An 18,839-nucleotide genomic window follows, 5' to 3' on the forward strand; every position below is an offset into this window, starting at 1 on the left:
GGTCACGTTAGCGCCTCGCCGAGAGCTCCGAGCGGGCTCAGAGACCGAGCAGCGGCCTCGGGTTCGTCGTCGCGCCGTTCACGTAGACCTCGAAGTGCAGGTGGCACGCGGCCGACGTCCCGGTGTTGCCCGAGCGCCCGATGAGCTGCCCCTGCTCGACGTGCTGCCCCGCCCCCACCGCGAAGCTGGTGAGGTGGTTGTAGCTGGCCGACAGGGCGTTGCCGTTCACGAAGCCGCTGTTGATCATGATCTGGTTGCCGTAGCCGGAGCGCGGCCTGGCCCACTGCACCGTCCCTGCGCGGCCCGCGTAGACAGGCGTGTTGCAGTAGGTGCGCAGGTCGATCCCGGCGTGCAGTCGCACGTAGTGCAGGATCGGGTGGAAGCGCATGCCGTACTCGGACGTCACGTAGATCGGGTTGACGCTGGTCGGGTTGGCGAACAGCGCCCGTCCGATCGGGCCGGCCGGTCCGTGCGGGGTGCCCGCCGCGGCGTCCCGCGCCTTCTGTGCCGCGATCGCCGCCTGCAGCTCGCGCTCCACGGCAGCCGCCTCGGCATCCGCCGCCGCGTACTGCGCCTCGAGCGCCGCCTTCTGGGCGTCCAGCTTCTGCTGCTGGCTGACCTGCTGGGCCAGGAGCGTGTCGAGGGCGGCCTTGGCTGCGGCAGCCTCCTGCTTGGCGGCGTCCGCCTCGACGACCTTCTGGTCGGCGGCGGCCTTGAGCTCGGTGATCTTGTTCTTGACGGCGTCGAGCCGAGCCTCGGCGTTCTTGTTGAGCGCGTCGCTGGCCTTGAGGGCGTCGAGGATCTGGGACTGCGTCCGCAGAGCGGTGCTCAGCAGGCCGTAGCGCTCCACGAAGTCGTCGGTGCTCTGCGAGTCGAGGATCACGTCGAACCCCGAGACGCTGCCGCCGCCGCCCTTGTACGCCTCGCGCGCCATCTGGCCGATCGCCGCGCGCATCGCGTCGGCGTTCGCGGCGTCCTGCGTGATCGTCGTCGTGATCGCCGCCTGCTGGTCCTTCGCGTCGACGAGCCGGGCCGCGATGATCGCCGCCTCGCGCTGGGCCTTCTCCAGGGCAGCCTTCGCGGCGTCCACCTTGGCCTGCGCGGCGGGGATCTTCGACTGCGTGTCGGCGAGCTGTCCGGCGAGCACCTGCAGGCTCGCCGTCACCCCCTCCATCGCGGCCTCGGTGTCGCCCTTGAGCTTCTCCGCGGCCGCGGCACGCTGCTCGGCAGCCTTGCGACGGTCGTCGATGCTGTCCGCCTGGGCGGGGCCGATGAAGAGTGCCGTGACGAGAAGAACCAGCGTCACGACGATCGCCGAGAACCGGACCCTCTGGATCTTCTGCATCGTCAGACCTTGGTGTAGCGGGACAGGGTGACCAGCGACGAGATCGCGGCCAGCAGGATGGCGATGACGATGAGGATCGGCGCGATGGCGAGCACGTCGGCCGTGTCGACGTACGGGATCCAGTTGACCGACTCGGAGAGCCAGTCGCTCACCAGGTACTCGACGCCGAGCCAGAGCCCGCCGACCGCGAGCAGCGCACCCACGGTCGCCGCGATGGCGCCCTCGAGCATGAACGGCAGCTGGATGAAGAAGGTCGAGGCGCCGACGAGGCGCATGATCCCCGTCTCGCGTCGTCGGCTCAGGGCCGACAGCCGGATCGTGGTCGTGATGAGCAGCACGGCCGCGAGCAGCATGACCGCGGCCAGCCCGCCCGCGAGCAGCGTCGCCTTGTTGAGCACCGAGAACAGCTTGTCGAACAGCCGCTGCTGGTCCTGCACGTCCTCGACGCCGGGCCGGCCCGACACGACGTCTGCCACGAGCTGGTACTTCTGCGGGTCGGTGAGCTTGATGCGGAACGACGAGTTCATGTCGTCCTCCGTCACCGCGGCCGTCCACGCCTGGTCCTTGAACTGCTTCTGGAACGCCTTGAAGGCGTCCTCCTTGGACTCGGTGTAGATGTGCTCGATGTACGGCTTGATCTCCGGGGACGCGAGCGCCGCCTCGATGTCGGCGCGCTGGTCCTCGGTCACCTCACCGCTGGCGCAGGTGGGCTCGCTCGAACCGCGCGGGCACAGGAAGACCGAGACCTCGACCTTGTCGTACCAGTCGTCCTTCATCTTGCCGATCTGCACCTGCAGGAGGGCAGCGGAGCCGACGAAGGTGAGCGACACGAACGTCACGAGAATGACCGAGATGGTCATCGACAGGTTCCGACGAAGACCGAGCCCGATCTCGGAGAGGATGAACTGGAGTCGCATCAGCGGTCCGAGCCGTAGACGCCGCGGGACTGGTCGCGCACGAGCTCACCGGTGGACAGCTCGATGACGCGCTTGCGCATCTGGTCCACGATCTCGTCGTCGTGCGTCGCCATGACGACCGTGGTGCCCGTGCGGTTGATCCGGTCGAGCAGGCGCATGATCCCCAGGCTGGTCGTCGGGTCGAGGTTTCCCGTCGGCTCGTCGCAGAGCAGGATGTTGGGCCGGTTGACGAACGCGCGCGCGATGGCCACGCGCTGCTGCTCACCGCCGGACAGCTCGTGCGGGCGACGCTTCTCCTTGCCGGCCAGGCCGACCATCTCGAGCGTGTCCGGCACGGTGGTCAGGATGTGGTGCCGCGGCTTGCCGATGACCTGCAGCGCGAACGCCACGTTCTCGAACACCGTCTTGTTGGGCAGCAGCCGGAAGTCCTGGAACACCGCACCGATCTGGCGGCGCAGCTGCGGGACCTTCCACGACGAGAGCGTGCCCAGCTCCTTGCCCGCGACGAACACCCGGCCCGCCGACGCCCGCTCCTCGCGCAGCACGAGGCGCAGGAAGGTGGACTTGCCGGAGCCTGAGGCGCCGACGAGGAACACGAACTCCCCGCGCTCGACGTCGAGGGACACGCGGTCGAGTGCGGGTCGCGCGCCTCGCGCGTAGACCTTGGTGACGTTCTCGAATCTGATCACAGTGCTCGCGGCCAGGATTCGGGGACGACGGAGGGGGTACAGCGCTGGCCTTGTCGAGGGTAGGCAGGCACCCGGGTGCTACCCGGTGGTGACACGCCGACCGTTGCCTGTGAGAACCGGGGCCGGTGGGCGGTATGCCCCAAGTGTCCCGTCGGTCAGCTGCCGTGGGCCCGGATCCGGTGCACCTCGCCGAGCTCCACGGGCCGCGGGTCGAGCTGCTCGCGTCGCGCCTCCAGGGTGCCTGCGGGATCCTCCAGGACGTCCGCGAACGCGACCTCCGCCGCCCCCACGAGCTGCGCGTCCGACGCGAGCTCGGAGCGCACCAGCCTCGCCTGCTCCCGGTTGGGACCGAGCGTGCGGGCGTACGCCTGGACGAGCGTCGCCTCCATCGTCGGGAAGAGCGCGCCGAGCGTCCCACCCAGCACGACGACCCGCGGGTTGAACAGGTTCACCAGGCTGGCCAGGCCGAGGCCCACCCACTCCCCCGTCTTGCGGACCCCGGCGATCGCGCGCCTGTTGCCGACGGCGACGTCGCTGATGACGTCCTCGATGTCCGACTCCCGAGGGTCACGCCCGACCGCCCGGATGATCGCGGCGTCGCCGATCTCGGCCTCCCAGCACCCGCGGGCGCCGCACGAGCAGACCCGGCCGCCGGGCTTGACCAGCAGGTGCCCGACCTCGCCGGCGTACCCACCGGAGCCCTTGAGGAGCTCCCCGTCGACCACGACCCCGCCGCCGACGCCGACCTCGCCGCGGACGTAGAGGACGTCGAGCTCGCCACGCGCCGAACCCCGCAGGTACTCGCCGACGACTCCGAGGTCGCCGTCGTTGCCTACGGCGATCGGGTAGTCGTCGCCGATGGCCTCGCGCAGCAGGTCGGCCAGGTGCACCTCGTACCAGCCGAGCGGAGGTGAGCGCCGCACGAGCCCGTCGGGCTGGCGCACGCTTCCGGGCACCGACACGACGATGCCCAGGCACACGGACCCGGGCGTCGCACGGGCCTGCATCTCCGAGACGAGGGTGGCGATCAGGGCCACGACCCCGGGCACGTCGTGCGGTGACGTGCTGTGCAGCCGGCGCCGCACCTGGAGCATGTAGCCGCCGAGACCCACCCGCGCGGCTCCGACCGTGGACGGGGTGACGTCGAACGCCAGGACGTGCGCGCTGGTGCTGACCGGCTCGACCACGTTGGACGGGCGGCCCTTGCCACGCACGACGCCGGGTCGCTCACGGACGAGCCCGAGCTTGACGAGCTCGGAGGTGAGCGACCCGACGGTCGAGCGGTTGAAGCCGGTGCTGGCGACGAGGTCGGACCGTGTGGCGGGCCCGTCGAAGTGCAGCAGCCGCAGGATCGCCGAGAGGTTGGCGCGCCGGACGTCGTCCTGTGCCGACGCGTCCGCACGACGGACCGGCGGACCAGCACCCAGACGCACGTGCGCCTCCCTCGATGGTCGAGCCGATGGACTAACCGCGGCCGGTGGACCGCGCCCGTCGCCGAGAGATCGCGTCGACTGCCGCAGCGGCTGCCAGCACGGCGCCGGTGACAACGTACTTGACGCCGGACGAGTAACCCAGCAGTGCCATCCCGTTGTCGATCACGGCGATCACCGCGGCACCGATGAGGGCGTCGATGATCCGACCGCGACCACCGAACAGCGACGTACCGCCGATGACCGCCGCACCGACCGCGTACAGCAGCACGTTCGAGCCGCCTGCGTTCGGGTCGACGGACGTGGCCCGCGACGCTGCGAACACGCCTGCCACAGCCGCCATCGACGAGCAGATCATGAAGCACGCCATGCGGACGCTGGCCACCTTGATACCGGCCCGGCGGGTCGCCTCGGCGTTGCCGCCGACCGCATAGATGTGCCGTCCGAACGCCGTCCGCGTGAGCACGAACCCGAGCACGAGTGCGAGCGTGACGATCACAGGGACCACGATCGGGACGCCGATGATGGACGTCCGCAGCGGGTTCAGGCTGCGCTCCTGGTTGAGGATCGCGACCATGCCGAGGACGAGCACGGCGAGCGCGCCGATCTTGATGGCGATCACCCCGATGGGCACGGCGAGCAGGCCACGCTTGCGGCGCAGCTGCCACGTGCGAAGGCTTGACACGCCGTACGCGACGACGGCCAGGATCCCGATCGCCCAGCCGAGCAGCGGCGGGACGTTCTTGTTCTGGATCGCGAGGATCACCGGGTCGTTGATCGAGATGTTGCCGCCACTCCCGATGATGAGGAGCACGACGCCCTGCAGCGCGAGGAACGCCGCCAGCGTCGCGATGAACGACGGGATGCCGATCCGGGCCACGAGGATGCCGTTGATCAGACCGATCACCAGGCCGGCGACCAGTGCGCCGCCCAGTGCGGCGTACCAGGGCCACCCGTACGAGATGAGCGCGGTGGCCAGGACGGCTCCGCAGACGCCCGACGTGAAGCCGGCCGACAGGTCGATCTCGCCGAGCAGCAGGACGAACACGAGCCCCATGCCGATCGTCGCGACGACCGCGCCCTGCTGGAACAGGTTGGCGATGTTCAGCGTCGACGGGAACGTCTCAGGCTTCATGATCACGAAGATCGCGAGCAGGACGAGCAGCGCCAGGACGGCCGGGAGCGACCCCATGTCGCCGCCGCGGACCCTGCTGACGTAGTTGTTGACGGCCTCGCTGAACGTCGGCTGCTCGACCGAACCGGCCAGGAGCGACGGGGGCGCGTCGTTGCGGGAAGCGGTGGGCGTGCTCATGCGGGGGTGCTCCCGTTCGATGCGTCGGTGGTGGTGGTGGCGGGCGCGGGGGCGATCCCTGGGGCGGACCCGTTCGGGGCCGAACCGCTCGTGATCAGCTCGATGACCTCGCTGCGGGTGACGTCCTTGGTGCGGACCTGCGCGGCCGTCTGGCCCAGGTAGAGGACGTTGATGGAGTCCGCGACCTCGAAGACGTCGTTCATGTTGTGCGAGACCAGCACGACCGCGAGGCCGGCGTCGGCCAGGCGGCGGACGAGCTGCAGGACCTGCTCGGTTTGGGCGACGCCCAGGGCTGCGGTCGGCTCGTCGAGGATGACCAGCTTGGAGTTCCACAGGACGGCGCGCGCGATGGCGACCGTCTGACGCTGGCCGCCCGACAGGCTGGCGACGTGCTGACGGATCGACCGCACGGTGCGCACGGACAGCGAGGCGAGCACCTCGGCGGCCCGCGTCTCCATGGCCGACTCGTCCAGGCGGAAGCCCTTCTTGAGCTCCCGGCCCAGGAACATGTTGTGGACGATGTCCAGGTTGTCGCACAGCGCGAGGTCCTGGTAGACGACCTCGATTCCCAGGTCGTTCGAGTCGGCCGGGGACGCGATGTGCGTGAGGTTGCCCTCGAAGAAGACCTCGCCGGCGTCGAACGGGAAGATCCCCGCGATGCCCTTGATCATCGTCGACTTGCCGGCGCCGTTGTCGCCGACGAGCGCCGTCACCTCACCGGCCCGGGCGATCAGGTCGACGCCGCGCAGCGCGTGCACCGCGCCGAAGTTCTTGCGGCCTCCGCGCACCTCGAGGGTCGGGGGCGGGGCCAGGTCGGGTGCGGCATGCGCTGCTTGGGTCATCGTCCACCTCGTCGTGTCACTCGGTTCACCCCGCGTCACTGCGGGTCTGTGCGTTCACGCTCGTGGGGCGAGCGCGTTCGTGCGCCAGGCACCAGGCCGGGGCCGGTCGCTCTCGCGGACCGGCCCCGCCTGGAACCGGGGTGGCCAGTGCTGCGGCCACCCCGGTGTCGTGATCAGGAGATGCCGGCCTCGGCGCACTTGGCGGCGTAGTCGGCGGTGCAGACGTTCTCCTTGGTGGTGTACCCGTCGGCGATGACGTCCTTGACGTTGTCGAAGTAGATCGCCTGCGGGTCCAGCAGGACCGCCGCAACCTTCTTCTTCGTGTCGGTGTCCTCGACCTCGCCCGTCGCCAGGCTGCCGGTGTCGTCGCCGTTGGCGGCTGCGATGGCGAGCGCCGCGGCGGCGTCCGCCTCCTTCTTGACGGCCTTGTAGACGGTCATGCACTGGTCGCCCGCAAGGATGTTCTGCAGGCCCTGGTCCGTCGCGTCCTGACCGGTCACGGGAACGACGCCGTTCACGCCGTTCTTCTTCAGGATGGCGATCGCGGCGTTGCCGAGACCGTCGTTGGCGGCGAGGACGCCGTCGATCTTGCCGCCGGCCTCGGTGTACATCTGCTCGAAGATCGTGCCGGCCTGCTGGTTGTCCCAGTCCGGAACGGCCTGGTCAGCGACGCGCGTGTAGTCGCCGCTGTCCTCCTTCGCCTTGAGCGCCTTCTCGGCGCCCGCCTTGAACAGCGTGGCGTTGTTGTCGGTCGGCGAGCCGTTCAGGTACGCGATGTTCGCCGTCGTCTTGCCGGCGTCGGTGAGGCACTTCTCGAGGCCCTCACCCTGGAGCTCGCCGACCTTGGTGTTGTCGAACGAGACGTAGTAGTCCGCGCCCCCGCCCAGCGTGAGCCGGTCGTAGTCGATCGTGGCGATGCCCTGGGCCTGCGCCTTCTGCAGCACAGCCTTGCCCGACCCGGAGTCCAGGTTGACGATCATGAGGACGTTGACGCCGCTCGTGATCATGCCGTCCGCGATCGTCTGGAACGCCTGCTTGTCACCCTGGGCGTTCTGGATGTCGTAGTCCACGCCGGCGGCCTCGAAGGCCTCCGCCAGGTACTTCGCGTCAGCGGTCTCCCACCGGGCGGAGGACTTGGTGTCCGGGAGGATCACGCCGACCTTCGCCTTGGGTGCTGCGTTGTCGCTGCTGCTCGCCGTGTCATCGCTGCTGGGCGTGTCGCTGCTGCCACAACCGGCCAGCAGGAGTCCGGTGGCCATCACGGCCGCCGACGCCAGGATCATGCTCCGTCGCATTGTGCTCCCTTTCGTGACGACGCCTCGTTGCGCTCGTCTCCACCCGGCGCTTACGGGCGCTCGGACTATGTTGCGGGCCACAACATATGAGCCCGGCGCCGCGAAGGACAAGGTCAGCGGCTGTATTCGTGGTCAAACCGTGACCTTAGGCCCTATACAGGTCGCCCGAACGGGTTGTTCTGTGCGGCCGTGACGGAAAATGTGCGAGCCCACAACAATTCGGGCTCGCACTCGTTCCGTGCCGTTCCCGGTCTCCGACGGTGCGGCGACCGAGCTCGGCAGATCAGGACGCGGACTTCTCCGCGGACCGGCGCCAGCGGATGCCGGCCTCGATGAAGTCGTCGATGTCGCCGTCGAAGACGGCCGCCGGGTTGCCCACCTCGTGCTCCGTACGGAGGTCCTTGACCATCTGGTACGGCTGCAGGACGTACGAGCGCATCTGGTCGCCCCAGCTGGCCTTCACGTCGCCGGCGAGCTCCTTCTTCTTGGCGTCCTGCTCGGCCTTCTTCACGAGGAGCAGCCGGGACTGCAGGACGCGCAGCGCGGCCGCGCGGTTCTGGATCTGCGACTTCTCGTTCTGCATCGAGACGACGATGCCCGTCGGGATGTGTGTCATGCGCACCGCGGAGTCGGTCGTGTTGACGGACTGGCCGCCCGGGCCCGACGAGCGGAACACGTCGACCTTGATCTCGGACTCGGGGATGTCGATGGAGTCGTTCGACTCGATCAGCGGGATCACCTCGACGGCCGCGAAGCTCGTCTGGCGTCGGCCCTGGTTGTCGAACGGCGAGATGCGGACCAGGCGGTGCGTGCCGGCCTCGACCGACAGGTTCCCGAACGCGTACGGCACCTTGACCTCGAAGGTCGCCGACTTCAGGCCTGCCTCCTCCGCGTAGGAGGTGTCGAGCACCGTCGTCGGGTAGCCGTGCCGCTCCGCCCAGCGCAGGTACATCCGCAGCAGCATCTCGGCGAAGTCGGCGGCGTCCACGCCACCTGCGCCCGAGCGGATGGTGACGACGGCCTCGCGCTGGTCGTACTCCCCCGACAGCAGCGTGCGGACCTCGAGCTCACCGAGGTCCTTCTTGATCTTGAGCAGGTCCGCCTCGGCTTCGGCGAGCGTGTCCTCGTCGTTCTCCTCCGCGGCCATCTCGACCAGCGTCTCGAGGTCGTCGATCCGGCCGCTCAGCTTGCTCATGCGGTCCAGCTCGGCCTGCGTGGCCGACAGCGCGCTGGTGATCTTCTGCGCCGCGTCCGGGTCGTCCCACAGGTCCGGCGCCGACGCCTGCTCCGAGAGCGTCTCGACCTTCGCCTGGAGCGCCGTCGGGTCGCTCACCGCCTCGATCGTGCCGAGCGTGGTGCGCAGGTCGTGGATCGCAGTGCTGAAGTCGGTGGTGGCCACAACCGTCCAGGCTACCGGAGCGGCACCGGGCGTCGAGCCGCCCACTGCAGCCGGGGCGCCGTCGCGGTCGTCGACGACTTCCACGCGTACGGACGAGCGCTCACCCGGACCTCAGTCACTGCCCCGCTTCACCGGCTAGCTCAGTGCGACCAGAGAAGCGGGCCTGGGGAGACAGTCTCCGGGCCCGTTTCTCAGGTGGCGGCGACGCTCGCGGCAATGGCCGGTACCCGACCCAGTCAGCGGCGGTTCCCTCTGACGAGCCGTGCAGAATGGCCGACGTGACGCGACGGCGGTGGGCGATCGGTGCAGTCGTCGGGGTCGGCGCGATCGTCGCGGCGCTGCGCAGCCCGTGGCCCTCGGCCCTGGTGATCCGGGCGGCGTTCACCAAGGGCGGCCGCGAGACTGACGCCAGGCTGCGTGAACGGGCTCCGTCGACCGTCACGCGCACTGCCGACATCATGTACGCGCCTGGCGACCGGGACGCCAGGCTCGACGTCTACCGGCCGACGGCTGCGACCGGGGACCTGCCGACCGTCGTCTGGGTGCACGGCGGCGGGTTCGTCGCCGGGAGCAAGGACGAGCTGGTGGGGTACCTGACGACCCTCGCCTCGCTGGGGTACACGGTCGTCGGCGTCGACTACACGCGTGCTCCCGAGGCCACGTACCCGACGCCCGTGCGTCAGGTCATGGCGGCTCTCGGACACCTCGCGGAGCATGCCGGCTCGCTCGGTATCGACCTGTCCCGGGTGGTCCTGGCGGGCGACTCGGCGGGCGCGCAGATCGCCGCTCAGACCGCGAACATCCTGGCCGATCCCGCGTATGCGCGGGCGGTCGGGGTCAAACCGACCATCGGACCCGTCGTCGGCACGGTCCTGTTCTGCGGTGCGTACGACCTGTCGCTCACAAGGGGCTCGTCGCGCACCGGCGACTGGTTCATCGCCACCGTCCTGCGCGCCTACCTGGGCACGCGGCACTGGGACCGGTTGCCGGGCGCCGAGCACTTCTCGCTCGTCGACCACCTCACCGCAGACTTCCCTCCCGTCTTCGTCTCGGCGGGCGACGCCGACCCGCTGCTGCCGCACTCGTCGTCGCTCGTCGCCCACCTCACCGACGCCGGCGTCGAGGTCGACGCGCTCTTCTTCGAGCGCGGGCGGGGTCTCGGCCACGAGTACCAGTTCGCACTCGACACCGATGCGGGCGCCGAGTCGTTCGATCGGATGACGGCGTTTCTGCGCCGCCGGATCGGCTGACCCGGTCCCACCGGTCGGAACTGGTCGGCCCGTCCGGGTGACGCATCGGGTCGCCGCTCATCGCGAGGCGGTCGTCGTCGTACCAGGCAATCGTCGTACCCAGGCAGTCACTGTTGGTCTGGCGCCACGCAGGTATGCCGCCCAGTTCCCGACGCGTCAACTGCGCAGCCCGCCGTACCCCTGTACTCCGAGGGACGGCCATGAGGCGGCGTCGGATCGACATGGACGCGTTCCCCCGGAGCTACGCGTGCTCGAGTGGCAGCGCCGGGGCACGTCTCCCCGCGATGCGATGTAGGCATGGCGTAACGCACGAAGGGAATTCGCGGGCGTGAATGCCAGAGCGTGGGGCAGCGACCCTGGCGGCTGGCTGTGGGGTTAAGCGAGCGTGCGTGCAAAGCTCGCCGGCCATCGTCCGCAGTTTCCCCGTGGCGACGGTTGCGATGACGCTCGGTAGTGCTCCAGACACTCAATTCCGCGCGGCGCATCGTCCCTTTCGGCCAGGGATCCGGGCCTGTCGGGTGGCCGGGGTGGGGTGTAGCGTCCGAGCAGATCGGATTGCGGTGAAGCGTTCCGAGGGCTTTAGGGGCCTCGCGCCGATCACTAGTGACGGGTGATTGGTGCGCACCATGCGACCAGCAGAACGAACGTCGAAGATGTCGGTGTGGGGCGCAGTCGCGGCCCTCACTGTGGCGATTGTCGGATTCGGCGGTCCTGCGAATGCGGCACCCCCCGCGTTCAGCCGCGCGCCGGTGGCCACGGCAACGGCCAGCGAGCCGGTGGACGACTCGGTGACCATCAACTATTCGGTCAACCGTGCGCTGAAGCAGGTGCGCCCGTCGGTCATGTGCACCCTGGAAACCGTCACCATTCCCTGTGGCAGAGCGACCGAGTCGACGAAGAAGCTCACGTCGTACGCACTGAGCCTTAGCGGTCTCCCCGACGGTGTCCACGTGTTCGCCGTCAGGTTCACGTTGACCGATGGGGGCACTGCGACCGCTACCGCACTGTTCACGATCGATACGGTGCCAACGCTGGAAGAGGCCTGCACCGAGCTGGGCGGCATCCTGACCGAGAACACCGCCGACGGTGCGATCTGGACTTGTCTGGATGATCCGTACGGCGGCCAGCAGCCGGCGCCCGGCCTGGATGTATTCGACCTCATGGACAACTGGGTGGAGCATCTCTTCGCCTACTGCTCGCAAACACTTGTCCCCAGTGCGACCTTCACGGACGAGTTCCTCGGCGAGGTGGCCTCCATGAGCGTGGATTGTCGTCCGAACGGGGGCTGACGACGGGATCGTGATGCGCGGCGTCGGCGTCCGCGCTCGCACGTGCTGCCGTACAGCAGGCGCAGGTATGCGGACCAGGTGCGCCCAACAAACCCCGTCGCGTCAGCTCCCTCGGGCCGTCGACTCCGCCTCGAGCGCGATCCCGCCCTGCCACGGTGCGCGCACCCAGCTGATCAGCACGGGATAGTCCCGGTGCCCAGGTGCACCTCGGCCGAGCGTCCGTCGGGCGTCGTCGCCGACAGCACCGTGAGCTGGTCCCACCCCGCAGCGGCGTCGAGTTGTCACGCAGGAACTGCTCGATCCCCCGCTGGACCGCCGCATCCGTGAGCGGCAGACCCTGCTCCTGGTCGGAGCCCCGCGCGTAGTACCGGTCGTCGCCGACCGCGTCCGCTCCCTCCAACGCCAGGCCGTCCGCGAGCGCGAGCAGCCCTTCGTTGCGCGCCGAGGACGCTTCGTCGGGGTACCAGAGCCGGGCGGCGAGGAGCGCACCGAGCATCAACCCGATGAACAGCACGCCCAGCCCTGCTTGAGCGCGAAGACGACGAACGCGGCGAGCACCGCGCGCGGGCCGCCGGAGGGGGCGTCGACGAGCCGGCGGTTGGCCCACGCGTCGACGCGCTGCTCGACCGTCGTCAGGCCATCTTCGGCTCCGGGCGGGCCGATGAACCCCAGGCGTCGCAGCACGGGCTCAACCCACCAACGGCGGGGCGCGCTCCGGGCGGCTTCCCCTGCGGCCCTGGGCGGGCGTTGTGCAGATCGCGCGTCAGACAGGCCGGGCGGTCCCCTGATCAGGCGTCGCGTTGTCGGTGCAACCACGCACGACGGCCCGGGTGCCGAAGCACCCGGACCGTCGTTCTGCGCGACCGGAGTCACGCGGGGAGATCAGTCGATCACCCGGCGACCTTCACCGACGCGACGGCCTTGACGGTCCGCTCGACCGAGTGGACCACGCCCTTCGAGTCCGTGTACGACCGCGTGCTCACGACGGAGACAGACTGACCCACCGCCGACTTCGGGAGCAGGTACGTGGACTTGGTGGCGCCTGCAACCTTCTTGCTGCCAACGAACCACTGGTAGTGGTAGGTCACGGCGGCGTACTTGGTGCCGGAGACCGAGACCAGCGAGCCGACCTTGGTGGTACCTGAAATCCAGGGCATCAAGCTCGCCTTGAACGCGAGCACCTGGTCCGCGGTCGCCGCGAAGGCGGCGTCCGTGTGGGAGTGCGTGCTCTTGTACGCATTGAGCGTCGCGACCTGAGCGGTCAGAGCCTCGACCTTAGCGGTCAGGGCCGCGTTCGCGTCGGTGAGCGGCGCCGTGGCGCCGTCGATGTCGGCCTGGTCGAACGGCGTGGCGTCGGGGGTGCCGAGCGCGACGTCGTGGCCGTTGAAGGACACCTTGGTGACGAGGCTCGCGACGTCAGACGTGCTGCCCTGGTGGACGTCGATCGCACCGACCACGACGTTGCTCCAGCCGGCGCCGGCGCCGTCGCCGAAGAACGAGAGCGGCTGCGGGGAGCTCTGCGAGCCCGGCGCGGGGTTGGCGATCTTGCTCGTCCACCACAGGCCGTCCTGCAGGTTGGTGTACTCGCCCTTCTCGGGGTCGAGGCCGCTGTTCTGCATGTACGGCTCCCACACGAGACGCGCGTACTTGCTGGTCGTCCCGGGCGCCACGCGGTTCATCACGAGCTGGAACGACGGGGCGTAGGCCGTCTGCGTGATGTCGGAGTGCCGGCTCGACTCGACCGTGTAGTCGATGTCGGCGACGTCGGCGATCGGGGTGCTCACGACCCAGCCGAGGTCAGCGTTCTTGAAGAACACCAGGCCGTCGATGGCCGGCAGCGGGTTGGGGTTCTCCTCGTCGTACGGGGCGAAGGAGGGGACCGTGTCGGCGTTCGCGGCGGCGACGCCGACGAGGGAGAGGCCGGCAACGGCCAGGGCAGTAGCGCACGCGGTAAGTCTGCGGTTCACGAAGCATCCTTGTTTTCGATGAAGGGTCGGAGCTCGTGCCCCGATGTGGTTCCGCATCAGTCATCGGTACACGGTCCTAGAACGTTGAGGCACATCGACGCCGTTCACTCGTTTGGCCCTTGTGCACTGCGGGCGAACCCGTCAAACTGCACGCCGCACTCCGGCGGTGTGTCCGGGATGACCGGAATGGGGGTCGCGGAGGCCCATCGGCCGGCGTCTGCGCAGGTCGGGCGCATTGTCCTGATCTGCGCGGTCTGGCCGGCCCGGCCTTGCGCGGCAGGGTGTCGGTCAGCGTTGTTGCGGTCGTACCCGTGAACGGCATCCCGGCGCGGGCGTCCGCGACACGAGCCGGGTGACCAGGCGGACGGCGTTCGTCTACGAGCCGCGGGCCGTCGACTCCGCCTCGAGCGCGATCCCGTCCTGCCATGGTGCGAGCACCCAGCTGATCAGCACGGGATGGGTCACGGCCCCCAGACGCACCTCGGCCGAGCGACCGTCGGGCGTCGTCGCCGACAGCACCGTGAACTGGTCCCACCCCGCCGCAGCGTCCGGGTTGTCACGCAGGTACTCCGCGATCCCCCGCTGGACCGCCTCATCCGTGAGCGGCAGACCCTGCTCCTGGCCGGAGCCCCGCGCGTAGTAGCGGTCGTCGCCGACGGCATCGGCCCCCTCCAAGGCCAGGACGTCCGCGAGCGCGAGCAACCGCTTGCGCTCGAGGTGCATGCCCGCTGCCGACCCGACGACCGTGATCAGGAGCAACGCGACGACCACGAACCCGAGCGTCAGGAGCATGATCTGCCCTTCGTCCCGGGGCGCGTCCAGCCGGGCCCTCATCCGTGCACCCGGTACGCGTCGACCGGCGCCACGCGCTCCGCGCTCACCGGGACCTCCAACGGCACGACGTCGCGCACGAACCCCGGGACGAACGGCAGCGGAACCCGCAGGTCCACGCGCGCAGCCACGTCGCTGCCCGGCTCCAGGCAGGGCATCGACGAGCAGCTCAACGTCAGCGCGTCCACCGGGTCGTCGTCGAAGCCCTGGTCACGTAGCGCGATTCCCGCAGCCGCCACCGCCCGCGCAGAGCCCTCCGCCGACGTGTCCGCCACGACGTACGTTCGCGCTGCCTCGCGCGCCGCACCCTCGGCGGCGAAGGTCGCCGCCTCCAGCCGTCCGAGCACGAGGACCAGGTAGATCAGCGGCACCAGGAGCACGAGCGCGAGGCCGAGGAACTCGACGATCGCGTTGCCACTGTCGTCGCCGAGGTCGCGGAACCGCCTCATGGTGCCTCCACCAGCGCGTGCCCGTGCACCGTCAGCGAGCCTGCCGGCCCCAGCAGACCCAGCAGCGGCAAGGGCGCGACGACCTCGACCTCGATCATGTCGAGCCCGTCGATGCGGGTCGTCCGCGCACTCACGTCCTGGGCGTAGCCGTCGGACAGCGACTGCCCGATCAACAGCCGCGTCCGTGCCGCGCCGTCCCCGGGCTGATGCCCGAGGAGTGCGGCGTAGCGGGCACCCTCGGACGCGGAGTCGATCAGCGTGTTGCGCACATGCAGCACGATCGTCAGCTGCAGCACTCCGACGAACAGCACCGTGACCAGCGCACCGATCAGGGTGAAGTCGACGATCGCTGACCCCTTCTGCCCCGTCAGGGTGTGCCCTTGACACCCTTGATCGCGTCGGTGAAGACGTCCCTCAGAGCCGGCCCGGCGACCAGCCAGAGCGCCGTGACCAGACCCGCCGTCATCAGCGTGACGAGCACCCAGCCGGGCACGTCGCCGCGCTCCCGGTCGGTACCCTCGACCCGTTGCAGCACGGCCCCGACCAGGCGATGACGCCAGGCGCCCGAGCCGCCCCCTGCGTTGGTGCTCATCCGTCGTCCTCTCGTCGTACTCGATCCGCTCGTCGCGGTTGTCCTCGTGCGGACGGCTCACAGGCCGACCCGCAGCACCACCATGCTCGGGAAGACGGCGAAGACGACGGTGATGGGCAAGATGAGAAACACCACCGGAACCATCATCGCGACCTCCTTGCGCCCACCCGTCTCCATGAGCTCGCGGCGCCCTTCCTCACGCACGTCCTGCGCCTGTGCGCGAAGCACGTCCGCCAGCGGCGTGCCCCGCTCGACCGCAACCGCGACACCTTCCGCGAACCGTGCGAGCGCGGAGAGCCCGGTGCGGTCCGCGAGCCCGTCGAGAGCACCCGTGAGCGGCATCCCGGCGCGGGCGTCCGCGAGCGTCTGGGCGAGCTCCCCGGTGAGTTCCCCGTGCGCGCTGCGGACGACTCGCTCGAGCGCGCCGATCGCCCCCTCGCCGGCGCCGACCGCGAGCGCCAGCAGCTCCGCGACGGTCGGCAGCTCGGCCAGCATCCGCGACTCGCGCTTCGTGATCTCGCGTGACAGCAACCAGTCACGCACCAGCACCCCGGCAACTCCGCACAGGCCGACGAGCAGGGCCAGCGCGATCGGGCTGGCGCCACGCGTCGCGGCGATCAGGAGGGCCAGCGCGAGGCCCGCGGCGAGCGACAGCACACCCCACACCACCTGTCCGGCGCGGAACTGCTCCACGGTCTCGGCTCGGCCGGCGCGCACGAGGCGTCGACGCAGCTCGGAGGTGGGCGACCCGAGCCGGGTGACCAGGCGGACGGCGTCGGACATCAGAGGTGAGACGAGCCGCTCGATCGTCGCGAACGGGCCTCGGACTGTCGGTGAGCGCAGGAGGCCTGACGAGGTCCGCTGCGGCCGGAGGTACGGCGCGAGCCGTTGATCGAGGCTGACGCGCCGTGCACGCAGCCGCGCCACCACGAGAAGGAGCCCGAGGCCGCCCAGAAGCCCGATCAGCGCGCCCTGCAGCACCGGGCTCATCGCAGCACCCGAGGATCGTCGGGGAGCCGGGCGATCCGGAGCATGAGCAGGTAGGCGACGACGGTGCACACCCCGCCGCCCACCAGCACGACGAAGCCCGCCGGGGTGTTGTAGGCGGCGGCCGCCTCGGGGCGCGTGGACAGGAGCGCGAGCACGATCCACGGTGCGGCGACCGCGAGCCGGGCCGCATTGACGGTCCAGCTCTGCCGCGCCTCCAGCTCGCCGCGCGTCCGGACGTCGTCGCGCAGGAAGCTCGCGAGCGTGCGCAGGAGACGCCCGAGATCGGTACCTCCGACGTCGCGGGTCAGCCGCAACGCCTCGACGATCCGGTCCGCGACGGGGTCGGCGAGACGTGACTTGAGCGCGTCGAGGCAGTCGCCGAACCGCCCGGTCGCGCGGTAGTCCTCGGCGAACGCCGTGAACGCCGGGCGCAGCTCGACCGGCCCACGCTCCCCGATCTGCGCGACGGCCTCAGGCAGCGCGAGGCCCGCACGGATGCCCGAACCCAGGTGGTCGACCACCTCGGGCCAGAGTTGACGCAGCCGCGTGACGCGCCGACGAGCCCGGCCCCGGACGAGCGCCCACGGGCCGGCTGCGGCGAACGCCGCGAAGCACACGGCGATCGACGGCGTGCGCGTGAACGCCAGCGCTAGGACGAGGACGAGCAGTGACACCACCACGCACGCCGCCACGAGCCCGCCCGGCGTGGCGCCGGTGACCCCGGCCTGCACGAGCATGTCCTGCGTCCGGGCGTGCCACCCGTCGCGCGTGCGCACCTCGGGCGCCGACGGCCGCACCCAGAACGACCACCAGACGCACGCGACCCCGGCGCCCAGCAGGAGCCCGACGACGACGCCCATCAGCCGCGCACGCGCAGCAGAGCCGCGAGGTCGGTTCCGGTGCGCGCGAAGCGCTCGGCATGAGGCGGGAACCCGTCGGCGCGGACCAGGTGCCCCTCACGCGCGACGAAGACGTCCGCCGTCTCCACGATCCCCTGCTCGACGCGCCCGGGGACAGCGACGATCTCGCGTACGTGCCGGCGTCCGGTCACGTCCACGCCCAAGTGCACCACCAGGTCGACCGCGGAGGCGACCGTCGGGACGACGAACCGGTCGGAGATGTTCTCGCCCGCGAGCAACGGGAGCGTGCAGAGCTTGGTCAACGCCTCGCGAGCGGTGTTCGCGTGGATCGTGCACATCGCGGGAACGCCCGCGTTCAGAGCGATCAGCAGGTCGAGCGCCTCGGCCTCGCGCACCTCGCCGACCAGCAGCCGGCTCGGCCGCATGCGCAGCGCCTCCTTGACCAGCCTGCGCAGCGGGATCTCGCCGGTGCCCTCGAGGCTCGGTTGCCGGCACTGCATGGCCACCCAGTCACGCGCGACGAGCTGCAGCTCGAAGACCTCTTCGCAGGTGATGATCCGCTCGCGCGCGGGAATGGCCCCGGCGAGCGCGTTCAACATCGTCGTCTTTCCCGCCTGAGTCGCGCCAGAGACCAGCACGTTCAGACCAGCCCGGACCGCCGCGTGCAGGAACGCCGCGGCGTGCGGCGTGATCGACCCCAGACCGACCAGGTCGTCCAGGTTCGTCGCGCGCACCACGTACTTGCGGATGTTCACGGACCAGTGCCGGCGCGTGACGTCGGGGATCACCGCGTGAAGCCGCTCGCCACCGGGCAGCGAGGCGTCGACGAACGGACTGCTGAGGTCCAGCCGCCGGCCCGAGATCTTGAGCATCTGCTCGACGAGGTCCCGCACCTGCCCGTCCGTGAGGATCGTGGTCGTCAGCTCGGGCTCACCGCGCCGGGCGACGAACACCTGCGTCGGCGCGTTGATCCAGATCTCCTCGACCTCGGGGTCGTCGAGGTACCGCTGCAGCGGACCCAGGCCGGCGACCGCGTCGAGCACGGCCTTGTGCGCCTCGGCGTGGTCGATCAGCGGTGGGACGGCGCCGACCACCGACCGCTCGTCGTAGTCCGCGATCACGTCCGCGACGAGCGCCACGACTCCCGGCCGGTCCCGCACGGGGTCCATCCCCCGCCGACGGATCAGCTCCCGGACCTCGGACTCCAGGATCGCCACACTGTCCAACGGCGCAGCCCCCCAGCTCGTCATCACGATGCGCGATTCGTCCGACATGTCCGAATCCGTGTCCGCGGAACGATAGGCGATGGGGCACGTATCTGCAGCCCGTTGTCCACAGACCGAGCCCGTTCACCCGTCGGTGGACCTCGCACGGGCACCGGT

General features: G+C 70.0%; 19 protein-coding genes. 2 read left to right on the forward strand and 17 right to left on the reverse strand.

Translation table 11 applies throughout. The features are described 5' to 3' along the window. Positions 1–37: 37 nt before the first annotated feature. From AC1DPN_RS16655 to prfB, 8 genes are all read right to left on the reverse strand, one after another. Complete coding sequence (locus tag AC1DPN_RS16655) at positions 38–1,345, reverse strand: peptidoglycan DD-metalloendopeptidase family protein (RefSeq protein ID WP_477085888.1); 1,308 nt, start codon at positions 1,343–1,345, stop codon at positions 38–40. 2 nt (positions 1,346–1,347) lie between these two features. Next, on the reverse strand, positions 1,348–2,262 hold the full coding sequence (gene ftsX, locus AC1DPN_RS16660) for a permease-like cell division protein FtsX (RefSeq protein WP_477085889.1): 915 nt from the start codon (positions 2,260–2,262) through the stop codon (positions 1,348–1,350). After that, positions 2,262–2,951 (reverse strand): cell division ATP-binding protein FtsE, encoded by a 690-nt coding sequence (ftsE, locus tag AC1DPN_RS16665; RefSeq protein WP_477085890.1) that lies wholly within the window; start codon positions 2,949–2,951, stop codon positions 2,262–2,264. The genes ftsX and ftsE overlap by 1 nt, the downstream gene beginning before the upstream one ends. A gap of 155 nt (positions 2,952–3,106) precedes the next feature. Continuing rightward, on the reverse strand, positions 3,107–4,384 hold the full coding sequence (locus AC1DPN_RS16670) for an ROK family protein (RefSeq protein ID WP_477085891.1): 1,278 nt from the start codon (positions 4,382–4,384) through the stop codon (positions 3,107–3,109). Between the two features lie 31 nt (positions 4,385–4,415). Next, positions 4,416–5,693 carry a sugar ABC transporter permease gene (locus tag AC1DPN_RS16675; protein WP_477085892.1) on the reverse strand — a complete coding sequence of 426 codons (1,278 nt, stop codon included), beginning with the start codon at positions 5,691–5,693 and terminating at the stop codon, positions 4,416–4,418. Then, positions 5,690–6,535, reverse strand: coding sequence for an ATP-binding cassette domain-containing protein (locus tag AC1DPN_RS16680; RefSeq protein WP_477085893.1), 846 nt, complete (start codon positions 6,533–6,535; stop codon positions 5,690–5,692). Before AC1DPN_RS16680 ends, AC1DPN_RS16675 begins: the two co-directional genes overlap by 4 nt. Positions 6,536–6,708: 173 nt before the next feature. After that, entirely contained in the window at positions 6,709–7,818 is a 1,110-nt protein-coding gene (locus AC1DPN_RS16685) for a sugar ABC transporter substrate-binding protein (RefSeq protein ID WP_477085894.1), read from the reverse strand. A 295-nt stretch (positions 7,819–8,113) separates the two neighbouring features. Continuing rightward, positions 8,114–9,229 (reverse strand): peptide chain release factor 2, encoded by a 1,116-nt coding sequence (prfB, locus tag AC1DPN_RS16690; protein WP_477085895.1) that lies wholly within the window; start codon positions 9,227–9,229, stop codon positions 8,114–8,116. Positions 9,230–9,507: 278 nt separating this feature from the next. Here prfB and AC1DPN_RS16695 point away from each other — a divergent pair, with 278 nt between their 5' ends. Further along, positions 9,508–10,479: an alpha/beta hydrolase gene (locus AC1DPN_RS16695; RefSeq protein ID WP_477085896.1), complete on the forward strand. Its 972-nt coding sequence runs from the start codon at positions 9,508–9,510 to the stop codon at positions 10,477–10,479. A 617-nt stretch (positions 10,480–11,096) separates the two neighbouring features. Beyond that, complete coding sequence (locus tag AC1DPN_RS16700; RefSeq protein ID WP_477085897.1) at positions 11,097–11,768, forward strand: hypothetical protein; 672 nt, start codon at positions 11,097–11,099, stop codon at positions 11,766–11,768. Between the two features lie 495 nt (positions 11,769–12,263). On the opposite strand, the gene AC1DPN_RS16705 is transcribed toward AC1DPN_RS16700, so the two are convergent. From AC1DPN_RS16705 to AC1DPN_RS16745, 9 genes are all read right to left on the reverse strand, one after another. Next, complete coding sequence (locus AC1DPN_RS16705) at positions 12,264–12,452, reverse strand: hypothetical protein (RefSeq protein WP_477085898.1); 189 nt, start codon at positions 12,450–12,452, stop codon at positions 12,264–12,266. Between the two features lie 206 nt (positions 12,453–12,658). Next, positions 12,659–13,735 carry a hypothetical protein gene (locus tag AC1DPN_RS16710; protein ID WP_477085899.1) on the reverse strand — a complete coding sequence of 359 codons (1,077 nt, stop codon included), beginning with the start codon at positions 13,733–13,735 and terminating at the stop codon, positions 12,659–12,661. 375 nt (positions 13,736–14,110) lie between these two features. Beyond that, entirely contained in the window at positions 14,111–14,569 is a 459-nt protein-coding gene (locus AC1DPN_RS16715) for a pilus assembly protein TadG-related protein (RefSeq protein WP_477085900.1), read from the reverse strand. Beyond that, positions 14,566–15,015, reverse strand: coding sequence for a pilus assembly protein (locus AC1DPN_RS16720; protein ID WP_477085901.1), 450 nt, complete (start codon positions 15,013–15,015; stop codon positions 14,566–14,568). The genes AC1DPN_RS16715 and AC1DPN_RS16720 overlap by 4 nt, the downstream gene beginning before the upstream one ends. After that, positions 15,012–15,386, reverse strand: a complete 375-nt coding sequence (locus tag AC1DPN_RS16725) for a TadE/TadG family type IV pilus assembly protein (RefSeq protein ID WP_477086003.1) — start codon at positions 15,384–15,386, stop codon at positions 15,012–15,014. Before AC1DPN_RS16725 ends, AC1DPN_RS16720 begins: the two co-directional genes overlap by 4 nt. Next, the gene (locus tag AC1DPN_RS16730) at positions 15,383–15,607 is read right to left on the reverse strand and encodes a hypothetical protein (protein WP_477085902.1); all 225 of its coding nucleotides are present in this window, start codon (positions 15,605–15,607) and stop codon (positions 15,383–15,385) included. Before AC1DPN_RS16730 ends, AC1DPN_RS16725 begins: the two co-directional genes overlap by 4 nt. A gap of 57 nt (positions 15,608–15,664) precedes the next feature. Further along, on the reverse strand, positions 15,665–16,597 hold the full coding sequence (locus AC1DPN_RS16735; RefSeq protein WP_477085903.1) for a type II secretion system F family protein: 933 nt from the start codon (positions 16,595–16,597) through the stop codon (positions 15,665–15,667). Then, positions 16,594–17,457 carry a type II secretion system F family protein gene (locus AC1DPN_RS16740; protein WP_477085904.1) on the reverse strand — a complete coding sequence of 288 codons (864 nt, stop codon included), beginning with the start codon at positions 17,455–17,457 and terminating at the stop codon, positions 16,594–16,596. The genes AC1DPN_RS16735 and AC1DPN_RS16740 overlap by 4 nt, the downstream gene beginning before the upstream one ends. Next, the gene (locus AC1DPN_RS16745; RefSeq protein WP_477085905.1) at positions 17,457–18,731 is read right to left on the reverse strand and encodes a CpaF family protein; all 1,275 of its coding nucleotides are present in this window, start codon (positions 18,729–18,731) and stop codon (positions 17,457–17,459) included. The genes AC1DPN_RS16740 and AC1DPN_RS16745 overlap by 1 nt, the downstream gene beginning before the upstream one ends. Between the last annotated feature and the right edge of the window lie 108 nt (positions 18,732–18,839).

It is taken from the genome of Cellulomonas sp. P4_H4, assembly GCF_056400865.1.

Excerpts from the sequence above, each read along its gene's own strand:
- AC1DPN_RS16655 (WP_477085888.1), bottom strand. The coding sequence starts at position 1,345 with ATGCAGAAGATCCAGAGGGTCCGGTTCTCGGCGATCGTCGTGACGCTG.
- ftsX (WP_477085889.1), bottom strand. The coding sequence starts at position 2,262 with ATGCGACTCCAGTTCATCCTCTCCGAGATCGGGCTCGGTCTTCGTCGG.
- AC1DPN_RS16675 (WP_477085892.1), bottom strand. The coding sequence starts at position 5,693 with ATGAGCACGCCCACCGCTTCCCGCAACGACGCGCCCCCGTCGCTCCTG.
- AC1DPN_RS16680 (WP_477085893.1), bottom strand. The coding sequence starts at position 6,535 with ATGACCCAAGCAGCGCATGCCGCACCCGACCTGGCCCCGCCCCCGACC.
- AC1DPN_RS16685 (WP_477085894.1), bottom strand. The coding sequence starts at position 7,818 with ATGATCCTGGCGTCGGCGGCCGTGATGGCCACCGGACTCCTGCTGGCC.
- AC1DPN_RS16715 (WP_477085900.1), bottom strand. The coding sequence starts at position 14,569 with ATGAGGGCCCGGCTGGACGCGCCCCGGGACGAAGGGCAGATCATGCTC.
- AC1DPN_RS16720 (WP_477085901.1), bottom strand. The coding sequence starts at position 15,015 with ATGAGGCGGTTCCGCGACCTCGGCGACGACAGTGGCAACGCGATCGTC.
- AC1DPN_RS16730 (WP_477085902.1), bottom strand. The coding sequence starts at position 15,607 with ATGAGCACCAACGCAGGGGGCGGCTCGGGCGCCTGGCGTCATCGCCTG.
- AC1DPN_RS16735 (WP_477085903.1), bottom strand. The coding sequence starts at position 16,597 with ATGAGCCCGGTGCTGCAGGGCGCGCTGATCGGGCTTCTGGGCGGCCTC.
- AC1DPN_RS16740 (WP_477085904.1), bottom strand. The coding sequence starts at position 17,457 with ATGGGCGTCGTCGTCGGGCTCCTGCTGGGCGCCGGGGTCGCGTGCGTC.
- AC1DPN_RS16745 (WP_477085905.1), bottom strand. The coding sequence starts at position 18,731 with ATGTCGGACGAATCGCGCATCGTGATGACGAGCTGGGGGGCTGCGCCG.